We start from the raw sequence: 21,225 nt of genomic DNA on the forward strand, positions 1-21,225 counted from the left end.
ATGGCAGACGAAAACAACAACGAACAGCCGATCGCGGCTGAAGCGCCCCAGGGCGCAGCGCCGGAAGCCCGCGAGGGTGGCCGTGGTCGTGGTGGTCGTGGCCGTGGCGGCAACGATCGCGGCGGCAACGACCGTGGTGGCAACCGTGGCGGTCGTCGTGACGACAACCGTCGTGGCGGCCCGCGCAGCGACGAAGATCAGGGCGAAGAACTGATCGAGAAGCTGGTCCACATCAACCGCGTCTCCAAGACCGTCAAGGGCGGCAAGCGCTTCGGTTTTGCAGCGCTGGTCGTCGTCGGTGACGGCAAGGGCCGCGTCGGCTTCGGTCACTCGAAGGCGCGCGAAGTTCCGGAAGCGATCACCAAGGCGACCGCTTCGGCCAAGAAGAAGATGATCCGCGTCGCGCTGAAGGAAGGTCGTACCCTCCATCACGACGGCAAGGGCCACTTCGGCGCCGGCAAGGTGAACGTGCGTACGGCTCCGGCCGGTACGGGCATCATCGCCGGTGGTCCGATGCGCGCCGTGTTCGAGAGCCTGGGCGTCCATGACGTCGTCACCAAGTCCGTGGGCACCTCGAACCCGTACAACATGATCCGCGCCACCTTCGACGCGCTGACCAACCAGACTTCGCCGAAGTCGGTTGCCCAGCGTCGTGGCAAGAAGATCGCGGACCTGCTCGGCCGTGGTGGAGCTTCCGAAGTGGAGGCCGAGGCCGCCGCTGAAGCCATCGTGGAGTAAGCTACATGGCCAAGATCAAGATCAAGCAGATCGGCTCGCCGATCCGTCGTCCCGAAAGCCAGAAGAAGATCCTCATCGGTCTGGGCCTGGGCAAGATGAACCGCATCGTGGAGCGTGAAGACACTCCCGAAGTGCTCGGTGCCATCGCCAAGCTCCCGCACATGGTGAAGATCGTCGACTGAACCTACGGGTCCGGTGACGAATACGAAGAAGGGCCTCGGCGGAAACGCCGGGGCCTTTCTGCGTCGGGGGAGTGTTCGAGAGAGGACGCGGGTGACCCAGGCCGCGCGCATGACAATCCTCTTCCCACCATCGCCCGCTATGCTATTCGCGGGCGCTCCACACGCCCGTCGGGCGCATTTTCCATTCGGGGACGGTTCTTGATCGGCAAGCGGCTTCTGACAGCCTCGTTTCTGTGCCTGGGCGCGCTCGGCGGCGCATCTTGCGCGCAGCGCGATTCCAGGACCGACGTGATGGTCGAGGGCACTTCGGTGACCCATTGCCGGGACGCGCGGGCGGATACGGCCTTCCTCGCGAACTTGCGCAAGAGCGACGAATCGATGCGCAAGGCGTTGAAGAACGGCACCGCCAATGCCGTCGCCGAAGCGAACAAGGCGCTCGACGCCGGAGACTATCGGCTTGCCGGGGCGACGACGGCGACGGGGATCTCCACCGAGCCCTACGGGGTGCAGTGCCGGGTGCTGGGCGGCCTTGCCCCCTGGACCGTGCGCGCGCTCGCTTTCGTCGCCGACGATACCGCCGCTGCCAGCAAGGCCCAGCCCGACGATACGGTCAGCGGATTCGGGCGCCGCTACAATGCGGCGATGCTCGCCGATCCGCGCTACCCCTACGCCGACGTGTGCCGCGCGCTCGACAAGGCGGGCCCGGTCCCGCCGGTGCCGGACAACCAGGACGCGGGCATCGTCCAGCCCTATGGCTTCTCCGAACTCGGCACGGCGCGCATGGCGCATGGCCTCGGCGCGGCGGCGCGGCGTGGCTCGGTCTCGGACATCGAGGTCCTGCTGGGGCGCGAGAAGCAGGACGTCAACGCGCCCGACATGTTCGGCCTCACCCCGCTCGCCTGGGCGGTCGCCTATCACCGCTGGCCCGCGGCCGAGGCGCTGCTCGAAGCCAAGGCCAGCCCGACCGGCGCGCTCTGCCAGTCCACGATCGACCGCGAATCGCCGTTGCAGGTCGCGCGCATCATGCGCTGGTACGCGATGATCCGAAGGATGCGCCCGCTGGTGTCGGAGGACGAGTTCGCCGCCCTGCGTCAGAAGCCGCGCTGGGACGATGCCAGCCTGTCGGAATTCAACCATGCGCTCACCGAACTCAAGGAGCGGTACCAGAAGATCCTGCGCCGCCAGGCCTTTGCCCGCCACGACCTGCTGTTCCAGGTCGACGAACAGGGCAACACCACCGAATGCAGCATGGAGCCGGCCTCGGTGTCGCCCGGCTTCGACAAGGAACTGTGCGGCCTCGCGGTCGAGATCGTGCGCTGGACACCGGCGCGCGATGCCTTCGGCACCCGCGTGCCCGAGAGCGCGAAGCTGCTGGTCGGCTTCGGCGGCGGGGATTGAACGCGCTGCGCTCGCTGCGATTCAATACGTGACATCCGGGCCCGTTTCCTCTAACGGGCCCGCTTCCCATCAAGCGCGAACAAAGCGAAAGCGAGTGCACGACTATGAAACTGAATGACATCCGCGACAACGAAGGCGCCCGTCACCGTCGCATGCGCGTCGGCCGTGGCATCGGCTCAGGCAAGGGCAAGACCTCGGGTCGCGGCCAGAAGGGCGCCAAGGCGCGTTCGGGCGTTTCGATCGCCGGTTTCGAAGGCGGCCAGATGCCGCTCCACATGCGTATCCCGAAGCGCGGCTTCTCGAACAAGAAGTTCGCCAAGGACTACGCAGAGGTCAACCTCGGCCTGATCCAGAAGGTCATCGACGCCGGCCAGCTCGACATTGCCGGCGTGATCGACCACTCGGCGCTGAAGGCCGCTGGCCTTGCCCGCGGCGGCAAGGACGGCGTGCGCCTGCTCGGCAAGGGTGAGCTGACCTCGAAGGTCACCTTCAACGTCGCCGGCGCTTCGGCCGGTGCAGTTGCCGCCGTCGAGAAGCTCGGTGGTTCGGTCATCCTTCCCGCCAAGGAAGAAGAAGCCGCGGCCTGAGCCCGGTTTCAGACCCAAGCTAAAGGAGAGGGCGGGCGCCAGGCGCTTCGCCCTCTCTTGCTGTCCGGGAGGTGCGGCACGCGCAGAGTGATGCGCAAGTGGCACAGACCCGTGCATTTCGCGCAGTCAAGGTCTTCCAGACATCGTGCGAATGTCTATATGGCCAGTTTCCTTACCAAGGTTCGACAAGGCAGGTCACAGCCGCTAAGGGCGAATCCGATTAGATCATTCGAGGCTTCCAGAACGTCATGGCTTCCCGCGCCGACAACATTGCCAGTACGCTGAGCCTGGCCAACTTCTCCAAGGCCACCGAGCTGAAGAACCGCATCTGGTTCACCATCGGCGCGCTGATCGTCTTCCGTTTCATGAGCTTCGTGCCGCTGCCGGGTGTGAACCCGCTGATCCTCGAATCGCTCTACAGCAAGACGCAGGGCGGCATCCTCGACCTGTTCAACACCTTCTCGGGCGGCTCGCTCTCGCGCATGAGCCTCATCGCGCTCGGCGTGATGCCCTACATCACCGCCTCGATCGTGGTGCAGCTGGCCGCCTCGCTCCATCCGGCGCTCGTCGCGCTGAAGAAGGAAGGCGAGGCCGGGCGCAAGAAGCTCAACCAGTACACCCGCTACGGCACCGTCGGCCTCTGCGCGCTGCAGGGCTACTTCCTTGCCGTCAGCCTCGAGGCCTACGGCGCGTCGAGCGGCCTGCAGGCGGTGGTCGACCCGGGCCTGATGTTCCGCATCGGCGCGGTCATCAGCCTCGTGGGCGGCACCATGTTCCTGCTGTGGCTGGGTGAGCAGATCACCTCGCGCGGGATCGGCAATGGCGTATCGCTCATCATCATGGCCGGCATCGTCGCCCAGATGCCGACGTTCGCCAGCAACGTCGGCCAGGCTTATGCCGCCGGCGACACCGGCACGATCCTGATCGTCGGCCTGATCGCGCTGCTGGTCGCCATGATCCTGATGATCTGCTTCTGCGAGCGCGCCACGCGCCGCCTGCTGATCCAGTATCCCAAGCGCGCGACCCAGCGCGGCATGATGCAGGCCGACCGCAGCCACCTGCCGCTCAAGCTCAACACCGCGGGCGTGATCCCGCCGATCTTCGCCAGCTCGCTGCTGCTGCTGCCGCTGACCATCACCCAGTTCGCCGGCAACACGCTGAGCCCGGACTCGACGATGGGCAAGGTCGTGGTCACGCTCAACCAGTACCTGGGCCACGGCAAGCCGCTCTACATGCTGCTCTACGCGGCCGGCATCATCTTCTTCTCGTTCTTCTACACCGCGGTCGTGTTCAATCCGGACGAGACCTCGGAGAACCTGAAGAAGAACGGCGGTTTCATCCCGGGCATCCGTCCGGGCAAGAACACCGCGACCTATCTGGACTACGTCCTCACGCGGATCACGGTGATCGGCGCGCTCTATCTCACCATCGTCTGCACGGTGCCTGAGTACTTCCTGTCGATGACGGGCTTGCCGCTGCTGTTCATGGGTGGCACCAGTCTTCTGATCGTCGTCAACGTCACCGTCGACACGATCACGCAGATTCAGTCGCACCTGCTGGCGCACCAGTACGGCGATCTCATCAAGAAGGCGAAGCTGAAGGGCCGCCAGCGCTGAAGGGGTTCCGCGCCGGGGAGGCGAGGAAATCGAAATTGAGGGGGTAAAGGCGTGAATATCATCCTTCTTGGGCCGCCGGGGGCCGGTAAGGGGACCCAGGCGCAGCGACTGGTGGACAAGCATGGCATGCGCCAGCTTTCCACCGGCGACATGCTTCGCGCCGCGGTGAAGGCGGGCACCCCGACCGGGCTCGAGGCCAAGGCGGTGATGGAGCGCGGCGAACTGGTTTCGGACGCGATCGTCTCGGCCCTGATCGGCGACGAGCTCGACGCTATGGGTCCGGACACCGGCGCCATCTTCGACGGCTATCCGCGCACCGAGGCGCAGGCCGAATCGCTCGACGCCATCCTCGACGCGCGCGGCCGCAAGCTCGACCACGTGATCGAACTCGAAGTGAACGAGGACGCGCTGGTCGAGCGCATCACCGGCCGCTTCACCTGCGCCACCTGCGGCAAGGGCTATCACGACACGTTCGAGAAGCCGAAGGCCGAGGGCACGTGTGACAAATGCGGCGGGCACGAATTCAAGCGCCGCCCCGACGACAACGCCGAGACCGTACGCACGCGCATGGCCGAGTACCGCGCCAAGACCGCGCCGATCCTGCCGGTCTACGAGGCGCGCGGGATCGTCGGCAAGGTCGACGGCATGGCCGACATGGACGAAGTGACGGCGGCGATCGAGGCGATCCTCGCCTCGCCAGCCTGACGCGGTCGTTCTGGCAATAGCGCCGGCCGTAGGGGCGGGCAGGGGTAGGTCTCGATGAAGGCTCTGGTACTCGCGTTTGCCCCGCTCGCCGCCTCGGCGCTGGCTTTGGCGCCTGCCGCGGCAAGCGCCAAGGTCGCGCAAGTGTCCGCGCAGGGCTTCGTCGTCCGCCACCTCGTCGATGTACCCGCGACGCCCGAGGAAGCCTGGGCGGTGCTGGTCAAACCGTCGGTATGGTGGGATTCCAGGCACACCTGGTCTACCGATGCCGCCAACCTGTCGCTCGATGCGCGGGCAGGGGGCTGCTTCTGCGAACTGCTGCCCAACCCGGCCTCGCCCAAGGCCGCGCCGCGCGGCAGCGTCGAGCACATGCGGGTGGTCTATGTCGAGCGGCCACGCGCGCTGCGCCTGGTCGGCGCGCTCGGGCCCCTGCAGGCCGATGCCGTGATGGCCACGCTGACGATCCAGCTCAAGCCGGACGCGAAGGGCGGTACGCAGGTCCTGCTCGAATACGTGGTCGGCGGCTACACCCGCACGCCGCTGGAGAAGCTGGCCCCGGCGGTTGACGGCATGCTGGGCGAGCAGCTGCGCAGACTGTCGGAAAAGCTGGGCGGGGCCTTCTCGGCGGCGTTCCCGCCTCCCGAGGCGTCCGCTGCTGCGCCGGGCGAGCCCGAAGACGAGAGCGCCGTGCCGCCGATCGTCACCGAGCCGGTGGAGGCGGAGCCTCCGGCCGACGGCATCGTCCCGCTGTCGGACCAGCCGCCGGCCAGCGAAGGCAAGATTCGAGGGCGTTAGAGGCGCGGCGGGGCTTGCCCATCACGTGCTTTGACTGGCCCTGCGATTTGCGTTAAACATGCGTCACAGGCGTGATCCACGCACCGTCCATTCGGCGGGCGTCGGGTGCTTGTCAGCGCTGCGGCCGTTGACAGCCGGCTCGAATCATTCTAAGCGCCCCCTTCACTCGACAGCAACGGCAAGTCCGGAAGGCCCAGACCGCAGTGTTAACAACACCCGCGTGTTCAGCCAGCCGGACCTTTTGCCATTGGACTGAAGAGTGTTCACAGCGTTGAGATAGGGGTCGCCATCGACCCCTGTGGAGCAGGAGTTTTTTAAGTGGCACGTATTGCCGGGGTCAATCTCCCCACCAACAAGCGCGTTATCATCGCGCTCACCTACATCCATGGTATCGGCCGCACCAAGGCCGTCGAGATCGCCGACAAGCTCGGCATCGACCATGCCCGCCGTATTCAGGACCTGTCGGACGCCGAAGTCCTCCAGATCCGCGAAACCCTCGACGCCGAGCACACCGTTGAGGGTGATCTCCGTCGCGAGACCGCGATGAACATCAAGCGTCTGATGGACCTCGCCTGCTATCGCGGCCTGCGTCATCGCAAGGGCCTTCCGGTCCGTGGCCAGCGCACGCACACCAATGCGCGCACCCGCAAGGGCAAGGCCAAGCCGATCGCCGGCAAGAAGAAGTAAGCTGCGCGGGCCGCTCGCCGGCCCCCGGCTTTCCCACGCGATTTTTCGACAGGAACCACGAACATGGCACGCGAACCCCAGCGCATTAAGCGCCGCGAGCGCAAGAACATCACGAGCGGCATCGCCCACGTGAACGCAAGCTTCAACAACACCATGGTGACCATCACCGACGCCCAGGGCAACGCTATCAGCTGGTCCTCGGCCGGCATGATGGGCTTCAAGGGTAGCCGCAAGTCGACCCCGTACGCCGCTCAGGTGGCCGCGGACGACGCCGGCAAGAAGGCCGCCGAGCACGGCGTCCGCACCCTCGAAGTCGAAGTCAAGGGCCCGGGTTCGGGTCGCGAGAGCGCACTGCGCGCCCTTGCAGCCGTGGGCTTCACGATTACCTCGATCCGCGACGTCACGCCGATTCCGCATAACGGCGTGCGTCCCTCGAAGCGCCGCCGCGTCTGATCGAGCTAATGCGGGCGACGACCGGTCGTCGCCCGTCTTCGGAACGTCCCGGGCCTTTCCACCAGGCCTTCGGGGCGTAACCGCCATCACTCCCAGGGGAAGTCCATGACTGTCAACATCAAGAACTGGCAGGAACTCAAGAAGCCCAACAGCCTTGAGATCAAGCCGGGACCCGACCCCAAGCTCAAGGCGACATTCGTTGCCGAACCGCTTGAGCGCGGCTTTGGCCTGACGCTCGGCAACGCGCTTCGTCGCGTGCTGCTCTCCTCGCTGCAGGGCGCCGCGATCACCTCGATCAAGATCGAGAACGTGCTCCACGAATTCTCGTCGCTGGCCGGCGTGCGTGAAGACGTCACGGACATCGTCCTGAACGTCAAGCAGATCGCGCTCAAGATGCAGGGCGAAGGCCCGAAGCGTCTGCAGCTTTCCGCCACCGGCCCGGCCGCGGTGAAGGCTGGCGACATCGCCGTCTCGGGTGACATCGAGGTCATGAACAAGGACCTCGTGATCTGCCACCTCGACGAAGGTGCGACGCTGAACATGGAACTGACCGCCGACACCGGCAAGGGCTACGTCCCCGCCGTGTCGAACCGTCCCGTGGACGCGCCGATCGGGCTTATTCCGGTCGACTCGCTCTACTCGCCGGTGCGTCAGGTCAGCTACAAGGTCGACAATGCCCGCATCGGGCAGGAACTCGACTTCGACAAGCTCAACCTTACCGTCGAGACCGACGGCACCATCACCCCGGAAGACGCCGTGGCCTACGCCGCGCGCATCCTCCAGGACCAGCTGGCGCTGTTCGTCCACTTCGAGGACATCGCTCCCGTGGGCCAGTCGCCGATGATCGGCATGGCTGCCAGCGGCGGGTCGACCTCGGAGGAGAGCGACACCAACCAGCTCAACCGCTACCTTCTCAAGAAGGTGGACGAGCTGGAACTGTCGGTCCGTTCGGCCAACTGCCTCAAGAACGACAACATCATCTACATCGGCGATCTGGTCCAGAAGACCGAAGCCGAGATGCTGCGCACGCCGAACTTCGGCCGCAAGTCGCTCAACGAGATCAAGGAAGTCCTTTCCTCGATGGGTCTGCGCCTCGGCATGGACATCCCAGGCTGGCCGCCCGAGAACATCGAAGAGATGGCCAAGAAGCTCGAGCAGGAACTGCTCGGCTGATCGGACTTCGTCGGTCTCTGGCCGATTTCGAAATGAAGAGGGCCTCGCGGGAAACCGTGGGGCCTTTTTCTTTGTCGTTTGCGCATCTTGGGCATACGCTTGGCTGCATGGCCGACACTCCCGATTTCCTGCCTTCCCAAACAGGCTTCAGCATCGCAGGGCGGCTCCGGAGCTTCATCTTCGCCTGGCGCGGCCTGCGTTGGCTGGTTCATAACGAACACAATGCGCGGGTGCATCTCGCGGCGTCGCTGGCCGCCGTATCCATGGGGTTGTTCCTAAGGATATCGCCCGGTGACTGGCGCTGGATTTTTTTGGCCATGGCGATGGTCTGGCTGGCCGAGGCGTTCAATACGGCTATCGAAAAGCTATGCGATCGGATCGAGCCGGGGTTCGATCCTGCGATCGGACACATCAAGGACGTGTCGGCCGGGGCGGTTCTCATCTCCTCCGTGGCTGCCGCCCTGATCGGATTTCTGACGCTAGGGCCACCATTGCTGGCACTATTGCCCTAGGTGAAACCATCCGTGCTTGACTCGAGGCCGTAAATAGTCTTGAGCGCGCGCTTCACACGACAGTGAGCTGGCTTTGGGCGGTGGCCGAACCACATCGCCCGGCAGGCAGTACCTTGAACGGCTGCCTGACGAACGGAGAATGAATCATGCGTCATAAAATGGGTGGCCGCAAGCTGCAGCGCAAGTCCGGCCACCGCGCCGCCCTCATGCGCAACATGGCTGCCGCGCTGATCAAGCACGAGCAGATCAAGACCACCACGCCCAAGGCGAAGGAACTGCGCCCCTACATCGAGAAGCTGATCACGCTCGCCAAGAAGGGCGGTCTTTCGAACCGCCGCCTGGCCCACGCGCGCATTCTCGACGAAGTGCAGGAAAAGAAGCTCTTCGAAGTCCTCGCCGAGCGGTTCGCTGGCCGCGAGGGTGGTTATACCCGCATCATCAAGGCCGGCATCCGCGCTTCGGACGCCGCCCCGATCGCGATCATCGAACTCGTCGACCGCGACGTCGATGCCAAGGGGCAGGATTCGGGTCCGGTGAACGCCGAGACCGAGGAATACGCCGAGGCCTGAGCCTTGGCATCCCCCACGGGATAGCAAAAAGCGGTCGCGAACTTCGGTTCGCGGCCGCTTTTCGTTGCGAGGGATGATGCGGACGCCGGGCGTGGAAACCAAACCACGCCCAAAAACTCCGTCGCCCTCGAAGGCGGGGCCCCGCTTCTTGCGCCGTGAGACCATGCCGGAAGAACAAGCGGGGTCCCCGCATTCGCGAGGACGACGGAGTTTATGGCGTCCCGTCAGCTTGTGTCGCACCCGCCCTTTTCCCGGCCCGTACATGTGCTAGAATCGTGGCCAACAACGAGAAGGTCGGGAGGGTGCGCACATGGATCGCCTGCGGGCGCTGATCGGGGGCTTGCTGCTTTGCATGGGCGCGCCCATCTTCGCAGGACCCATGCCCGACATCACCTATCCCCAGACCCGCCGCGATCCGCTCGTCGAAACCCTGTTCGGCGAGGACATCGCCGACCCCTATCGCTGGCTCGAGGCCGACGTGCGCCACGCGCCCGAGGTGGCCGACTGGGTGGGGCGCGAGAACGCCGTCACCGAGGCCTACCTCGCCGCGCTCCCCCAGCGCGAGCGCTTCGAGCAGCGCATCCGCAGCTTCATGGACTACGAGCGGTTCGGCCTGCCGGTAAAGGCGGGCGGGCGCTATTTCTACACGCGCAACACCGGATTGCAGAACCAGGCGCAGCTGTTCGTGCGCAAGGGCCTGGCGGGCGAGCCGCGCCTGCTGCTGGATCCCAATGCCTGGGCCGCCGACGGTGCCACCGCACTCGATTCATGGGAGCCGTCGCAGAAAGGCAGCTACCTTCTCTACAGCGTGCAGGACGGCGGCAGCGACTGGCGCATCCTGCGCGTGCTCGACGTCAGGACCGGCGAGCCGCTGGCGGACCAGATCCGCTGGGCCAAGTTCACCGGCCTCGCCTGGGTGGGCGACGAAGGCTTCCTCTATTCGCGCTTCCCCGCGCCGGAGGAGGGTACCGCCTTCCAGGGCCGCAACTACGACCAGGCCGTCTACTTCCACCGCATCGGCACGCCGCAGGACGCGGACGAACTGGTCTATGCGACGCCGGACCATCCCGACTACGGCCACGCCGCCGAAGTCACGCAGGACGGGCGGCTCGCACTGATAACCAGCCATGTCGGCACCGATGCCCGGTACGAGGTCAGGGTCATCGACCTGTCGCGGCTGAAACGCGATGGCTGGAAGGCCACGCCCCTCGTCACCGGCTTCACCGACGACTGGAAGCTGGTCGAAGGGGCGGGGCGGCGGCTGTGGTACGTGACCAACTGGAATGCCCCGCGCTACCGGCTCGTGGCGATCGACCTCGACGAGCCGACGCCCGAATGGCGGCAGGTCGTCGCCGAGCGCGAGGACATTCTCGAGCGCGCGGGCATCGTCGGCGACCAGCTCGTGCTCAACTACATGCGCGATGCCGCCAGCCATGCCGAGATCCTCGCGCTCGACGGCAGCGCCGGGCGCACGCTCAGCCTCAACGGGATCGGCACCGCCTCGGGCTTCCGCGGGCGGCCCGGCGATCCCGAGACGTTCTACGCCTTCACCAGCTTCAACTGCCCCGCCTCGATCCATCGCATGGACCTGACGACGGGCGTGACCGCGCCCTTCGCGACTCCCAAGATGTGCTACGATCCGAACGCCTACGTGGTCGACCAGCGCTTCTTCACCTCGAAGGACGGCACCCGGGTGCCGATGTTCATCGTCCGCAGCCGCGCGGTGGCGAAGGCGAAAGTGCCGGTGCCGACGCTGCTTTACGGTTACGGCGGCTTCGACGTCTCTTTGACGCCGGGCTTCTCCTCGATCCGCATGGCGTGGCTGGAGGCGGGCGGGGCCTTCGCGCTCGCCAACCTGCGCGGCGGCGGCGAGTACGGGCGCGAGTGGCACGACGCCGGGCGAGGCCCAAACAAGCAGAACGTGTTCGACGACTTCATCGCGGCGGGCGAGTTTCTCATCAAGGAGGGCGTCGCCAGCAAGGACGGCCTCGCTATCCAGGGCGGCTCCAACGGCGGGCTGCTGGTGGGCGCGGTGGTCAACCAGCGCCCGGACCTGTTCGCCGCCGCCGTCGCGCAGGTGGGCGTCATGGACATGCTGCGCTTCGACCGCTTCACCGCCGGGCGCTACTGGGTGGACGACTACGGCCATCCCGATCGCGAGCCGGACTTCAAGGTGCTGCGCGCCTATTCGCCCTACCACAACATCCGCGAGGGCGCCGACTACCCGGCCATCCTCGTCACCACCGCGGACACCGACGACCGCGTGGTGCCCGGCCATTCGTTCAAGTACACCGCCGCGCTCCAGCATGCGAACCTCGGTCCCAAGCCGCACCTCATCCGCATCGAGACGCGCGCGGGCCACGGCTCGGGCAAGCCCACCGACAAGGCGATCGAGGAGGGGGCGGACATCCTCGCGTTCCTCGCGCAGTGGACGGGGCTGAAGCTGCCCGCCGAAACCACGATCGCGCACGCGGACGACGAGGCGGCGGCGACGCCGTGACGGTTCAGCGGCGCGACAGCAATCGCGGGCTATCGCGGCAACATTAGGCGGCGCGGACCGTGCGCGCCGGGGCTTGGACTTTTCACAGATGCAGTTCTTCCGTTCGCGCACCGCCGCCGCTCTCGCCATCCTTGGCGCCGTTTCGGTGACCGCCACCCCCGTCCTCGCACGGGGCTATCGCGGCCATGACGACTGGGGGCGCCACCATCGCCATCATGGCGGAGACGGCATCGACGGTGGCAGCCTGCTCGCGGGGCTGCTGGTCGGCGGCGCGGCCGTGGCGATCGCGACTTCGGCGAACAAGAAATCCTCCGACGACCGGGACGGCGACCCCGCGCCTTATCGCTATCCCGGCGGCCCCGACGGCGGCGAACAGGGTTACGGCGATGCGCCGCCGCTGAACGACGCTCCGGTCGGCGCCGTGCAGGGCAACTTCGGCGGCGCGGTCGATGCCTGTTCGGCCGAGCTCGAACGCGGCAACAACCATGTCGGTTCGGTCGAAGGCGTGCGCCGCATGGGCGAGCGCTACTCGGTCGAGGGCCGGCTCCAGAGCGGCAGTCCCTACGCTTGCAGCGTGGATGAGACCGGTCATGTCCGCTCGGTCGCGGTCGATGGCCACGCGATGATCTGACGTCCGTCGTCCCAGCGCAGGCTGGGACCGCTATCGGTGCCGCGCCCACCTATCGGCGAGTCTCGTCCCAAAGATACCTGAGCGATCCCAGCCTGCGCTGTGATGACGAAAGTGTTCAGTTCTCGCCCTCGTGCGCGGGCAGGCCGAGCGACCAGTGGATCGCCGCGCCGCGAAGGGCGAAGCCTCCCGCTACGGCGAGCGCCCAGGTCAGCGCCGGCGACAGGCCCAGCGCGATGCCCGCGCCCGCCAGCCCGGCCGCGAGCGCGGCGGCGGTGACGTAAAGCTCGGGCCGCATCAGGATCGAGGGCTGGCCCGCCAGCACGTCGCGGATGATGCCGCCGATGCAGCCCGTCACTACCCCCATCAGCATCGCCGGAACCGGCGGCACGCCCCACGACAGCGCCTTGATCGTGCCGAACACCGAGTAGACCGCGAGGCCCAGCGCGTCGGCCCATTCCAGCAACCGGCCCTCCCACCAGCGCACCGGCGTGAACCACGCGACCAGCGCGACGGCCAGGCAGACCGGGGCGACGAAGCGGTCATGCACCCAGAACACCGGCGCGCCGATCAGCAGGTCGCGCAGCGAGCCGCCGCCCACGCCGGTGATGAGCGCGAAGAAAGCCACCGTCACGAATGTCTGCCGCAGACGCGCGGCGGCAAGGGCTCCGGAGAGGGCGAAAACGGCAATGCCGACGAGGTCGAGCGCAGGCGGGAGGGCGGGAGTGATCGGCGTCATCGCGTTCCCCTAGCACGGAGCAGGGACCTTGATCTTCCGGGAAAATACGATACACAAAGGATCATAAGCGTCACGGGAGAAAACGCGTGTCCTACGAGAAGGCCGACTGGTACACCGACGTTTCGCTGGTCGACGACCCCCACGCCTACTTCGACCACTTGCGCGCACAGGGGCCGGTGGTGCGACTGCCCTACCGCAACGCGGTGGCGGTGGTCGGGTACGAGGAGTCGGTGCAGCTCATGCTCGACACCGAGCACTTCTCCGAGATCAACGCGGTCACCGGCGGTCTGGTGGAACTGCCCTTCACCCCCGAGGGCGACGACATCTCGCAGGCGCTGGAGGAGCACCGCAGGCAGATCGCCTTCGCCGACCAGATCGTCGCCGAAAACGGCCAGCGCCATGCGGACCTGCGCTCGATCCTTTCGCGCCTGTTCACGCCGAGCCGGTTGAAGCAGTTGCAGCCGCAGCTTGCCGCCACCGCCGAGGGACTGATCGACGAGTTCCACGCCGATGGGCGCGTCGACATCGTGCGCCAGTATGGCGGCCCCTACGGCGCGCTTGTCATCTCCGACCTGCTGGGGCTTTCGGAAAGCACGCGCGCGAAGTTCCGGGGCCTGCTCGAAGGCGCGCTGCCGGTGCCGATGGACGCCAGTCCCGAGGACATGATGAAGAACCCGCTGGTGGGCGTGGGCAAGGACCTCTTCAGGATGATCGCCTGGCGCCGCATCGCCAATCACCGGGCGCTGCGGGCGTTGCTGGCGCAGGAGGACATCCTCAGCGACTTGGCGAAGGCGGTCTATCCGGACGGCAGCAAGCCCTCGCTGGTCGACCTCACCGGCCTAGCCGCGTTCCTGTTCGGGGCGGGACAGGACACCACCAACCGCCTTCTCGCCAACGGGTTCAAGGTCATCGCCACCCGGCCCGACATCCAGGCGGAACTGCGCGCCAACCCCGCACGGATCGCCGACTTCATCGAGGAACTGCTGCGTTTCGACGGCTCGGTGAAGAGCGGCGGGCGCATCTGCCGCAAGACCACCACGCTGGGCGGGGTCGAGATCAAGGCGGGCACGCCGATCCTGATGAGCCACATGGCCGCCAACCGCGACCCCGCGCGCTTCCCCGAACCGGGCACCTTCGACATGGACCGGCCGCGCATCAAGGAACACCTCGCCTTTGGACGCGGCGCCCACACCTGCATCGGCGCCCCGCTCGCCCGGCGCGAGGTGGTGGTCAGCATCGAGCGCCTGCTCGCGCGCATGGGCAACATTCGGCTGTCCGAGGCGCACCATGGACCGGCGGGGGCTTATGTGTTCGAGTACGAGCCGACGTATGTGCTGCGCGCGCTCAAGGCGCTGCACCTGGAGTTCGATCCGATCTGAGGCGGCGGGGCGAGGGTGATCCGACCGGACCCGATCCGATTCCACAACTCCCGTCGTCCCCGCGCAGGCGGGGACCCCGCTTGTTGTTTCTGCCTCGCGCCAGGCAGCGGGGCCCCCGCCTGCGCGGGGGCGACGGGGTTTGATGAGAAAGACCGGGTGCGATGCGACAGGGGCAGACCACCCCCTTGCACCCCGCGCCCATCGCTCTAGGCTGTGTGCAAACACCATGCGACGGATGCCCCCCATGATCACTTTCAAGCGCCTTTCCCCCGCTGCCCTGCTGCTGGCGAGCACCGCCTGCGCGGCCGCGCCGTCCGGTCAGGTCGCCTCGACCCCCGCGCCGACGGAAGCGCCCGCTGCCCAGCCCGATTATGACCTCGCCGCGCAGAAGGCCAAGCTGGCGACGATCCCGATGGAGGTCGACACCGCCTTCCTGACGCCCGAGGAGCGCGACGTGGTCAACCTGCTCATCAAGGCGTCGGACCTGATGAGCGAGGTCTACCTGCGCCAGCGCTACGCCGAGAACCCGCAGGTCCGCCGCGCGGTCTCGATGAACCGCCGCGCCGACCGCGACCCGCTGGTCGAGATGTTCGACCGCAACTTCGGCCCGTGGGACGAGATGGCCGATCTCCACCCGTTCTGGGGCACCGCGCCGATGCCCGAGGGCGCCGGCTTCTACCCCGAAGACCTCACCCGCGCCGATCTGGAGGCCTACGTGGCCGCGCACCCGGGCGAGAAGGCCGCGCTGCTCAGTCCCTATACCGTCGTGCGCCGCGACGGGGACAAGCTCGTCGCCGTGCCCTATTCGGTCGCATACCGGGAGTGGCTGGAGCCCGCCGCCAAGCTGCTCGAACAGGCCGCCGCGCGCACCAGCAATACCAGCCTCAAGACCTTCCTGAGCCTGCGCTCCAAGGCCTTCCGCACCGACGACTACTACGCCAGCGAACTGGCCTGGATGGACCTGACCGGCACGCCGATCGAAGTCGCGATCGGGCCGTATGAGGTCTACACCGACCGGCTGATGGGCGCGAAGACCGCGTTCGAGAGCTTCGTCACGCTCAAGGACCCGGAAGAGTCCGCTGCGCTCGCCAAGTACAAGAACTACCTCAAGGACATGGAGGCGAACCTCCCGATCGAGGATCGCTACAAGAACTTCGCGCGCGGCTTCGAAAGCCCTATCGCGGTGGCCGAGCAGGTGCGCGGCGGCGGCGACAACGTGCCCGGCTCGCAGACCATCGCCTTCAACCTGCCCAACGACGAGCGTGTGCGCGAGGCCAAGGGCGCCAAGAAGGTGATCCTCTCCAACGTGCTGGGCGCCAAGTTCGAGCGCATCCTGCAGCCGATGGGGCCGCTGGTGCTGAAGGCAGACCAGGCGTCGCTCGTCGCCAAGAGCTACATGCAGTACGAGACACTGTTCCACGAACTGTCGCACAGCCTCGGGCCGGGCTCGATCGTCGTGAACGGCGAGAAGACGACCGTGGACAAGGCGCTCAAGGAGCAGAACTCGGCGCTCGAGGAGGCCAAGGCCGACGTCGCGGGGGTGTGGAACATCCTGCTGATGATGCAGAAGGGCGAACTTCCCGCCGCCGAGCGCCCGCAGCTGTTTGCCACATACTTCACCGGCATCTTCCGCGCAGTGCGCTTCGGCGCGGTCGAGGCGCACGGACAGGGCGCGGCGCTGCAATATGCCTACCTGCGCGCGCACGGCGCTTTCACTTACGACGCTGCGGCGAAGCGTTACGTGGTGGACGACGCGAAGATGGAGGCGGGGCTGAAGGCACTGCTCCACGACATCCTGATGCTGCAGGCCAACGGCGATTACGCAGGCACCAGGGCGTTCATGGCCAAGTGGGCGAAGCTGGATGCCGAGGCGGAGGCTGCCATCGCCGCGATGGGCTCGCTGCCGGTGGATATCCGCCCGGTCTATCCGGACACGATCTGAGGGGTCTGCCCAAATCGAGACCGGACGCCCGACCATCTGAACCCGACGGGGTTTTTGATTGGAGGGTGCGTCGCAGCCGTTACGGCCGCATCAGCACCCGCCCGAACGGATGCCCCTCGGCCACGAAACGATGCGCCCCGGCGGCATCCGACAGCGCGAACTCGCGCGCGATCGGCATAACCAGCTCGCCTGCATGGACCCGCGCCAGCAGGTCGGCGAGGAGGGCGTGGACGCGGGGCGTGTGCATGTCGCGGCCGAACGAGATGCCGGTGACCTGCATGGCCTTGCGGATCATCTCGAAGAACCCGAAGCTGGGCAGGGTGCCCTCCGCCGCGCCGATCACCGCGTAGCGCCCGTGCCCGCGCAGGGCCTTGACCAGCGCGTCCTTGCCCTGGCCGCCGGCGAGGTCGATCACGAGGTCGACGCCCTTGCGGTTCGTGATCTCCTTGCAGCGCGCAGCGATGTCCTCGCGGCGGTAGTCGATGCCGTGGGTCAGGCCCATCGGTTCGATAAAGGCGAGGCGCTCGTCGCTCGACGCGGTGCCGATCACCGTCGCGCCCGCCTGCGCGGCGAGTTGCACCGCCGCCAGCCCGACGCCCCCCGCCGCGCCCTGCACCAGCACCGTCTCGCCCGCGATGAGCCCGCCGTAAGTGAACAGCGCATCGTAGGCGGTGCCGAAGGCGATCGGCACCACGGCGGCGAGGTCGAGGTCCATGCCGCCGGGCACCGGGTAGGCATGATGCTCGGCGACGGCGAACAGCTCGGCATGGCTGCCGTTCCAGTTGAAGCCGACGACGCGCTCACCCTCGCGGAAGCGGGTCACTTCGGCGCCGGTCGCGACGACTGTCCCGGCGGCCTGATAGCCCGGCACGAACGGCACGCGCGAGGGCGGGGTGTGGACGCGGTTGAGCAGATCGCCGCCTTCGACCGAGATCACCTCGACGCGGATCAGCACGGTCTTCGGGCCGACCTCGGGATCGGGAAGCTCGCCGAAACGCATGACCTCGGGGCCGCCGTTCTCGGTGTACCAGACTGCCTGCATCGTTATCTCCCGTATCGTGCCCGCGAGCTTGGCAGGCGGGGAGGGCGCGGGCAAACTCGCCAATGGGCCAGTCTTGTCGCCGCAGGAAAGGCGGCCTGCGCCTTTCGGCAAAGCCTGGGCAGCGCGGAACGAGGGTGGGGGCAGGGGTTCGAAATGCGGGGGTTATCCCCGATTTCGGCGCCGCGCTGCGAGGGTACGATCCCGGGTGAGCTGATCTCGGGAGGTGCAATGAGCAGCAGGAACCAGCGGTCCGCCGCGCTCGTCTCGGCCATGGCGCTTCTGTCGGTCGGCGGAGCCGCCGGTGCGCAGGACGCCGAGCCTGCGCCGCCGCCCGCGATCACCTCGGGTCCGCCGCCCGCCGGGGGAGACCAGGACCTCGCGCAGAAGCTGTCGAATCCCGTGGCCTCGCTCATCAGCGTGCCGTTTCAGGAGAACCTCGATTTCGGCGCGGGCCCGCGCGGAGAGGGGGTGAAGTCCACGCTCAACATCCAGCCGGTGATCCCGGTGAGCATCGGCGCGGACTGGAACATGATCGTGCGCACCATCGTGCCCGTCATCGCGCAGGACGATATCACGGCGCCGGGCGAGAGCGAGTTCGGGCTCGGCGACACGACGCAGAGCCTGTTCTTCTCGCCCAGGAAGCCCGGCAAGAGCGGGATCGTCTGGGGCGTCGGCCCGGCGATCCTCTACCCGACCGCGACGGACCGCATGCTCGGCGGACAGAAATGGGGCGCGGGGCCGACCGCGCTGGTGCTCAAGCAGTCGCACCAGGTGACGTTCGGCTTCCTCGCCAACCACATCTGGTCGTTCGCGGGCAAGGACACGCGCGGCGATGTCAGCTCCACCTTCATCCAGCCCTTCTTCAGCTACACCACCGCCAAGGCGACGACCTTCGGAATCAACACCGAGACCAGCTATGACTGGAAGGGCAGGAACTGGGTCGTTCCGATCAATGTGAACGTGGCGCAGCTCACCAAGATCGGGAAGCAGCCGGTGCAGGTCGGCATCGGCGGGCGCTATTACGTCGAGAAGCCGACCGGCGGACCCGACTGGGGCATCCGCGCCGTGCTGACCTTCCTGTTCCCCGGATAGCCCCTGGGCGGCGTGGGCAAATTCGACGCCCGCCGATGATCGAAAGGCGTGGTTGGCGGACGCCTCAGCCGGTAAAGTGGGAGCAACTTATAGCCTGATCGCGAGCTGCTAGTCAGCGAAGCCTGACGTCGCAACGGAAGGTGTCTCTGCCTCGCTTATAAACGGCCACTACTTTTGCTGCGGTAACCGACCAACGAGCAGCGGACCCGCTTGGTAGATAGGATAGATTCGAGACTCCTCTGCCAACATTTCCGCGCTTGCGTTGCCAAGCTCTGCGATGTCACGATCAAACTCGACGGCCACGTTTCTCGTGAAACCATCGCGAGCCCGGCCAAGCATATTAGCCGCTCCAGCGCGGGCGCGAACCAGAGCGCTCATACTCTTGGCGGACGGCATCTCTTTGATATCAATTGCCTCAAGCGCTTTCGAGGTTGCTTCGATCCTGGAGAACTTGAGTGCTACAAGGCTGGGAGGAAGCTGTTCGACTGGCGCATTGTCTCCGCCTGCGGTATCGCCCTGCGAAGCAAGGAACATCAGCTGCGTGGTTAGATCGCGAGCGAAAACTAGATGGCGCGCCTGCTGATCGCTCTTCTGCCTCATCGCGACCGTGCCTTGATAGACTGCAAACAGGCCGCCCATGACCGCGATCAATAGGGTTATTGAGCCATAATTCGCTTCTCCAGCCAACTTCTTAAGTAACCAAAGCCCCCCGGCTCCGGCAGCAAGAATGATCGCGCCAGACACTGCTATTCCGATCAGCCATGTGATCAGCGTAAACCAAGGCGCGGTGGAAATTTGCATGTTGTCCTTCGCTCTTTCACTCCATCTCACAAGCCTGAACGAGCGGCAGGTTAACGGCAACCCAGTACTGTTCGCGAGTGTCTGCAATGGGGCGTTACCGGCCCGTCCGAATTTGCCACGCGAACTAGCGCTTGACCGTGATCGAGGCGGTGCCGTCGGCCCAGACCGGCAGGTAGAGGCCCTGGCCCGCCGCCCTGATGCGGCCGGTGCGGGTGCGGGTGACTTCGGCGCGGATGAGCAGGTCGCCCTCGCGCTTGTCCTCGATCGCGCGGTCGATCTTGACCAGCAGCTTGTTGTAGTCGTTCTCGAAATTCTGCGCGAGCGCGGCGGCGATCGTGTGGGCCATGCCCGGTGTGTTGGCGAGGCGCAGGATGAGGTTGCCGCCGGTCATGTCGGTGGTACCGCTGACCTCGAAGTTCTCGAACCCGATGCGGCGCGAGTTGTCGGCGTTGACCGGCACCCCGGTCATCCACACCGTGCCCTTGGTGGGACCGACGCGGCCGGCCGGGTCGGTGGCGGTGAACTCGACGCCCACCGCGATGCGCCCGCCGGTGGTGCCGTAGATCGTCGCCTTGCGGAAGTCCGCCTTCACCGGGCCGACGCCGGGCACCTCGAACGGCCGCGCCGAGCGCTTGCGCAGCGCCTTCATCAGCACCGGCTCGAGCTGGACGTAGTCGGCCACCACCGGGATGAAGAACGCGAGCCTGCCGGCTTCGGCCTCCAGCGGGCGGACGGGCGGCAAGGGTGTGGGCGTGGGATCGGCGGGGCGCTGGCCGACGCGGGTTTCGGTCACCGCCTTGACGCCGAGCTTGAGGACGAGGCGCTTGCCGTCCAGCTCATAGCCTCCGTACTGCAGTTCGCGCGGACTGACCCGCATCCAGACCGGCGGGTTGTCGCGGTTGAGCGACAGCGTGGTGAAGGCGGAGTTCCATGCCCGCTCGACCTGACGGCGCACTTCGAGCTTGCCGAGCTGGCCCGGCAGTTCGCGCTCCAGCCGGGCGATGACGGGCCGCAGCTTCTGCTCGGCCTGCTCGGTGAAGTCGATGCGCTTGCCCATGAAGTCGAGGTGGGGGCGGTTGGTCCAGTCGTAGCGGATGTCGACGGTGCCGCGCGGGCTCCAGTCCTGCGCCAGCGTCAGGCGCACGACGGCATGGGCCATGGCGTCGGCGGTGGCGGTCTCGCGCTTGAGCACGCCGCCGATATCCTCGGCGCGCACGACCGCGTGGAGCGGCATGTCGAGCACGATCTCGCGGCCCTTGCCGGCGAAGCGCAGGGGTCCGCGCGTCACGTCGCCGACGATGCGGCACTTGATGGAGGGGGTCTTGATCCTGGCGATGCCGATATCGACGGCCTTGGACGCCACGCAGGTCTGGCCGGGCTTGTCGATGGTCCACAGCGTGCGCGGGATGTCGTCCTCCAGCGCGGCGGCCAGATTGCCGAGGTCGGCATGGACCGGGACGGTGATGAGCGAGGCCTGCGGATCGACCTTGATCGCGTCGTGCGCACGCGGCGGCGGCTCGTCGTCGCGGCGGTGGCAGGCGGAAAGGGTGAGCAGCGATGCGGTCAGGGCCGCGGCGGTGACGTATCGTCTGGTTCTCATTGCCGCGGTGCCCCCGGATTGCCTTGTGACATGCGAAAATTCGCCGCGCGGCGAAGTGTTCCAAGGCAACAGATGTTCCTGCCGGAAGGG

General features: G+C 66.7%; 21 protein-coding genes. 17 read left to right on the top strand and 4 right to left on the bottom strand.

Going from position 1 to position 21,225, the window contains the following annotated elements:
- The 14 genes from rpsE (at position 1) to AC07M9_RS03700 (ending at position 12,543) form a co-directional block, all read left to right on the top strand.
- Entirely contained in the window at positions 1-738 is a 738-nt protein-coding gene (gene rpsE, locus AC07M9_RS03635) for a 30S ribosomal protein S5 (RefSeq protein ID WP_007682153.1), read from the top strand.
- Between the two features lie 5 nt (positions 739-743).
- The gene (gene rpmD / locus AC07M9_RS03640; protein ID WP_494881373.1) at positions 744-920 is read left to right on the top strand and encodes a 50S ribosomal protein L30; all 177 of its coding nucleotides are present in this window, start codon (positions 744-746) and stop codon (positions 918-920) included.
- 198 nt (positions 921-1,118) lie between these two features.
- On the top strand, positions 1,119-2,318 hold the full coding sequence (locus AC07M9_RS03645) for an ankyrin repeat domain-containing protein (protein WP_494881374.1): 1,200 nt from the start codon (positions 1,119-1,121) through the stop codon (positions 2,316-2,318).
- A 104-nt stretch (positions 2,319-2,422) separates the two neighbouring features.
- Positions 2,423-2,905, top strand: coding sequence for a 50S ribosomal protein L15 (gene rplO / locus AC07M9_RS03650; RefSeq protein ID WP_494881375.1), 483 nt, complete (start codon positions 2,423-2,425; stop codon positions 2,903-2,905).
- Between the two features lie 248 nt (positions 2,906-3,153).
- A complete protein-coding gene (gene secY / locus AC07M9_RS03655; RefSeq protein ID WP_494881377.1) occupies positions 3,154-4,521 on the top strand; it encodes a preprotein translocase subunit SecY in 1,368 nt (455 codons plus the stop codon).
- 51 nt (positions 4,522-4,572) lie between these two features.
- Complete coding sequence (locus AC07M9_RS03660; RefSeq protein ID WP_494881379.1) at positions 4,573-5,226, top strand: adenylate kinase; 654 nt, start codon at positions 4,573-4,575, stop codon at positions 5,224-5,226.
- Positions 5,227-5,280: 54 nt separating this feature from the next.
- Positions 5,281-6,018, top strand: a complete 738-nt coding sequence (locus tag AC07M9_RS03665; protein ID WP_494881381.1) for an SRPBCC family protein — start codon at positions 5,281-5,283, stop codon at positions 6,016-6,018.
- 318 nt (positions 6,019-6,336) lie between these two features.
- Complete coding sequence (gene rpsM, locus AC07M9_RS03670) at positions 6,337-6,705, top strand: 30S ribosomal protein S13 (RefSeq protein WP_007682125.1); 369 nt, start codon at positions 6,337-6,339, stop codon at positions 6,703-6,705.
- Between the two features lie 63 nt (positions 6,706-6,768).
- Complete coding sequence (rpsK, locus tag AC07M9_RS03675; protein ID WP_008831163.1) at positions 6,769-7,158, top strand: 30S ribosomal protein S11; 390 nt, start codon at positions 6,769-6,771, stop codon at positions 7,156-7,158.
- A gap of 105 nt (positions 7,159-7,263) precedes the next feature.
- On the top strand, positions 7,264-8,331 hold the full coding sequence (locus AC07M9_RS03680) for a DNA-directed RNA polymerase subunit alpha (RefSeq protein ID WP_494881383.1): 1,068 nt from the start codon (positions 7,264-7,266) through the stop codon (positions 8,329-8,331).
- A gap of 107 nt (positions 8,332-8,438) precedes the next feature.
- Positions 8,439-8,843 (top strand): diacylglycerol kinase family protein, encoded by a 405-nt coding sequence (locus AC07M9_RS03685; RefSeq protein WP_494881384.1) that lies wholly within the window; start codon positions 8,439-8,441, stop codon positions 8,841-8,843.
- A 146-nt stretch (positions 8,844-8,989) separates the two neighbouring features.
- A complete protein-coding gene (rplQ, locus tag AC07M9_RS03690; RefSeq protein WP_494881386.1) occupies positions 8,990-9,412 on the top strand; it encodes a 50S ribosomal protein L17 in 423 nt (140 codons plus the stop codon).
- 310 nt (positions 9,413-9,722) lie between these two features.
- Positions 9,723-11,912, top strand: coding sequence for a prolyl oligopeptidase family serine peptidase (locus AC07M9_RS03695; protein ID WP_494881387.1), 2,190 nt, complete (start codon positions 9,723-9,725; stop codon positions 11,910-11,912).
- A gap of 88 nt (positions 11,913-12,000) precedes the next feature.
- A complete protein-coding gene (locus AC07M9_RS03700) occupies positions 12,001-12,543 on the top strand; it encodes a hypothetical protein (protein ID WP_494881389.1) in 543 nt (180 codons plus the stop codon).
- A gap of 115 nt (positions 12,544-12,658) precedes the next feature.
- Here the strand turns inward: AC07M9_RS03700 and AC07M9_RS03705 are convergent, their stop codons facing one another.
- On the bottom strand, positions 12,659-13,279 hold the full coding sequence (locus tag AC07M9_RS03705) for a trimeric intracellular cation channel family protein (protein WP_494881390.1): 621 nt from the start codon (positions 13,277-13,279) through the stop codon (positions 12,659-12,661).
- Positions 13,280-13,365: 86 nt separating this feature from the next.
- Here AC07M9_RS03705 and AC07M9_RS03710 point away from each other — a divergent pair, with 86 nt between their 5' ends.
- Positions 13,366-14,658 (top strand): cytochrome P450, encoded by a 1,293-nt coding sequence (locus AC07M9_RS03710; RefSeq protein WP_494881392.1) that lies wholly within the window; start codon positions 13,366-13,368, stop codon positions 14,656-14,658.
- A gap of 244 nt (positions 14,659-14,902) precedes the next feature.
- Positions 14,903-16,600 (top strand): DUF8614 domain-containing protein, encoded by a 1,698-nt coding sequence (locus AC07M9_RS03715; RefSeq protein ID WP_494881394.1) that lies wholly within the window; start codon positions 14,903-14,905, stop codon positions 16,598-16,600.
- Between the two features lie 79 nt (positions 16,601-16,679).
- On the opposite strand, the gene AC07M9_RS03720 is transcribed toward AC07M9_RS03715, so the two are convergent.
- A complete protein-coding gene (locus tag AC07M9_RS03720; protein WP_494881396.1) occupies positions 16,680-17,642 on the bottom strand; it encodes a quinone oxidoreductase family protein in 963 nt (320 codons plus the stop codon).
- Positions 17,643-17,870: 228 nt separating this feature from the next.
- Between AC07M9_RS03720 and AC07M9_RS03725 the strand changes: the two genes are divergently transcribed.
- The gene (locus AC07M9_RS03725; RefSeq protein ID WP_494881398.1) at positions 17,871-18,734 is read left to right on the top strand and encodes a hypothetical protein; all 864 of its coding nucleotides are present in this window, start codon (positions 17,871-17,873) and stop codon (positions 18,732-18,734) included.
- 168 nt (positions 18,735-18,902) lie between these two features.
- Here the strand turns inward: AC07M9_RS03725 and AC07M9_RS03730 are convergent, their stop codons facing one another.
- On the bottom strand, positions 18,903-19,535 hold the full coding sequence (locus AC07M9_RS03730; RefSeq protein ID WP_494881399.1) for a hypothetical protein: 633 nt from the start codon (positions 19,533-19,535) through the stop codon (positions 18,903-18,905).
- A gap of 124 nt (positions 19,536-19,659) precedes the next feature.
- Positions 19,660-21,135, bottom strand: coding sequence for a DUF4403 family protein (locus AC07M9_RS03735; RefSeq protein WP_494881401.1), 1,476 nt, complete (start codon positions 21,133-21,135; stop codon positions 19,660-19,662).
- Positions 21,136-21,225: the final 90 nt, after the last annotated feature.

The sequence above is a fragment of the Novosphingobium sp. GW821-FHT09E05 genome (assembly GCF_059416165.1).